We start from the raw sequence: 3,165 nt of genomic DNA on the forward strand, positions 1-3,165 counted from the left end.
TGTGGACTTCATAATTTCTCCATTTGTTGGTCCGAGAATGTTTCCACAGAACCCCGAACTTCCTTTTTTAGCATGCGATCACATCCTTTCTAAAACTGAAATTACAAATCTGTATGGAGATACTGAAATTCTTGATTTCAATTTGGATTGCTGGAATGAAGGGATTAATAGAATCAAACAAGATATTTTTGAAGGATATGCTAAGCAGTTATTAGATTGGATCGGGGAAAGTTATAAAAACATATTCATTATTTCACATGATGGTACGATAACCAATTATCGAATATTGCTTGGAGAAAATGGATTGACCAGAAAAGATTTTCTCGGTGAGGCTGGGGTATATCGAATGAAGTTGTAGCTGTTGGTCGCTAAGCTAAGGGGAAACCTTTGTGGAGAACAGATGGAGCAGTTTGCCGGTTGGCAGCTGCTTTACTCTAATGGACAGCATAGTTCAATTATAATTGTTTTCTCAATCTTGTTTATACGTTGAAACTGTTAAACTGTATTTAAGTTGAACGAATAGGGGAATTAGAGATGAACAAAGGAAAAATCGTATTCTTGAACGGAGTAACCAGTTCAGGAAAAACATCTATAGTAGACGCTATTCAGTTAAAATCGGATGAGTTTTTTTATGTGGTTGCAAACGATCTTTTTGAAAATACAATTGGCGATAACTATCTTCGAGAAGATTATTGGAAATATTTAAGTGATGCAATTATTATGATGTATCATACCGCCAAACTATTTTCTGATCATGGTAAAAATGTGCTTATCGATGGCATCTTGGTAGAAAGACCTGAGTTAAAACCCCATTATGAAAAAGTTAAGAACATATTTTCTGGGTACCCCTTTTATATTGTTGAAGTGTTTTGTCCTTTGGAAATTTGTCGCCAAAGAAATATTGAACGTGGAGATAGAACTGAAGATCAATCAGACTGTCAAAACAAAATTATGGCAAAAGATATAGAGTACGACTGTACTGTCAACACACACATAAATTCTTCAGAAGAATGTGCTGATTCGATTCTAAAATGTTTGTATGGTAGGTCCGAAGATTAATCGTATTACGCTAAAGGGGGACGTTAGTTGAATAAAGATGAGAAGGCAGCTGGTCAGATTGATCAGCTGCCGTGGAGTGGAATATTTATATAGCATTCACGAATGGAGTGATAAGATGATCGGGAGGATCATACGAGTTTTGGAACAGAACCCGCGACTCGCTATCAGATATCCTGATGGTAGCTATACTAAGCAAGGGAAAGAAATGGTCGAACTAAAAAGTTCCGATTATACTGTTCAGTTTAAGGCTAAATACAACTGAAGTAATTTCGGGGAATATGGGAAATTCTATTTTTACCCCTATGGGAGATATCACTAAAGTGAGGGAGATACAATGAGTCAAACCGTAAATAATTTGGATAAAGAAATAACAAAAAGAGTGCGGATGAAATATCTCTTACATTTGCCAGATCATTATGAAAAAGAATCCTCAATTAAGTGGCCTTTAATCTTATTTCTTCACGGGGCAGGTGAACGTGGAGATGATCTGGAGTTGGTAAAAGCACATGGAATTCCTATGATAGCAGAACGCGATCCTTCTTTTCCATTCATTACGATTTCCCCTCAATGCCCGGAGGATTCTTTTTGGAATGCTGAACAAGACGGATTGATGGCATTAGTAGATGAGATCATTGAAAACTACAACGTAGATCCAGATCGGTTATACTTGACAGGGCTAAGCATGGGTGGTTATGGGACGTGGCACTTAGCAGCAGAATATCCAGGAAGGTTCGCGGCTATCGCTCCAATATGTGGTGGAGGTAACCCCAACCGGATATATGAACTAATAGGAACACCCACCTGGGCATTCCATGGCGCGAAGGATGATATAGTTCCTATTGCTGAATCAAAAAAAATGGTAGACGCACTTCGCGAAAACGGTGGAAATGTCTCTTTCACAATTTATCCTAAGTCGAATCACAACTCCTGGACAGAAACATACGATAATCCGGAATTATATAGCTGGTTTCTAGATCATTCTTTAATGGTAAGGAAATGAAGTTGTTACACTAACGGAAACTTGCTCGACGGCAGCTCCTTTTTCGTTTGCTGAAGTAACGGGCAGATTAACGCAACAACCAAAAGGATAACGTGTGAACACAAATGTCGGGTGACAAAAACATAGTAACATTAGAAGCCGCTGATTATGCGGCTTTATATATTTATGTTATCAGGTTCTTGTCAAAACACAATGACAAGAACTTGATAACATTCCCGACTGATGCCAAGAACATTGTTACATTCCCGATATGATTTCACGACGGCGGTAGACGCCCTTTTATTAAACTAACTGGCAGAATAATATAATGCGTTAAATATAATATTGTAATTATTCTGGAGGATATTTATATGTAGCTAGGTGAGAATGATTACTCAATTTAACCCTAGGTCCAGAAGAAATTTCATAGGTCATTCGGTCCTTCCCTATTGGGATCCAGTGTCCACCATCTGTAGGTTCAATTTCAAATGTAATTTCCAATATAAAGCCACGGAAATGATTTACTCTTCTTGTTTCAATCACTTCAATTTTCCAGGGAGCGATAACAGGTGAGATATCACTAAAAATCTTCGGATAATAATAGTTATGCAAATCTTTCTCAATAAAAGGAGAAAGTAAGTTCATAAGCATATCCTGTAACCTAAGCTCTTCAGAGTCTTGAGTTGGTTTTTCTGAAGAAAAGGTTGTTGTTTGAAAACAATTAATACAAACAAGGGATAGCATAAAAGTGAGTAGGATCCTTTTCATTTTTCAATACACCTCTTAACGACTTCATCTAATTAAATTAATTATATTGTTACCTTTTCTGAATAAAGTATGTGTTTATTGAATTAACGGGAGATAACAACACACAAAAAGATAGCTGCCGACATAATCGGCAGCCTATTCAGCCAACGGGCAGAATAGCGTGGTAGCAGTTTAAGTATCTGATGGATATATTTGTTAGTATAACGGACAAAGGATGAAGGTTTTACCACCAATCCAATGAATACTTATATAAAAATGAAATTGGAGGGAATTGAATGCTTAGTTCTTTAAATGGTACTTTTCTGTCGAGGGACAAGAACATGGTCTCATAGAAAGTCGCTAAAATAACGGCTTTTTTG

General features: G+C 37.0%; 3 protein-coding genes and 1 pseudogene. 3 read left to right on the forward strand and 1 reads right to left on the reverse strand.

Features of this window, described 5'->3' with window-relative positions:
- The 3 genes and pseudogenes from PLA01S_RS31710 to PLA01S_RS31720 all read left to right on the forward strand — a co-directional run.
- Nucleotides 1-358 (forward strand): annotated as a pseudogene (locus tag PLA01S_RS31710) (histidine phosphatase family protein); the annotation flags it as partial.
- A gap of 176 nt (nucleotides 359-534) precedes the next feature.
- Nucleotides 535-1,059 carry a phosphotransferase-like protein gene (locus tag PLA01S_RS31715; protein WP_127596733.1) on the forward strand — a complete coding sequence of 175 codons (525 nt, stop codon included), beginning with the start codon at nucleotides 535-537 and terminating at the stop codon, nucleotides 1,057-1,059.
- A gap of 334 nt (nucleotides 1,060-1,393) precedes the next feature.
- Nucleotides 1,394-2,059, forward strand: a complete 666-nt coding sequence (locus tag PLA01S_RS31720; RefSeq protein ID WP_127596737.1) for a carboxylesterase family protein — start codon at nucleotides 1,394-1,396, stop codon at nucleotides 2,057-2,059.
- Between the two features lie 330 nt (nucleotides 2,060-2,389).
- Here PLA01S_RS31720 and PLA01S_RS31725 read toward each other — a convergent pair whose 3' ends face one another.
- Nucleotides 2,390-2,806, reverse strand: coding sequence for a DUF3888 domain-containing protein (locus PLA01S_RS31725; protein ID WP_127596740.1), 417 nt, complete (start codon nucleotides 2,804-2,806; stop codon nucleotides 2,390-2,392).
- Nucleotides 2,807-3,165 lie beyond the last annotated feature (359 nt).

This window comes from Paenibacillus lautus NBRC 15380 (assembly GCF_004000945.1).
GTDB lineage: Bacteria > Bacillota > Bacilli > Paenibacillales > Paenibacillaceae > Paenibacillus_AQ > Paenibacillus_AQ lautus.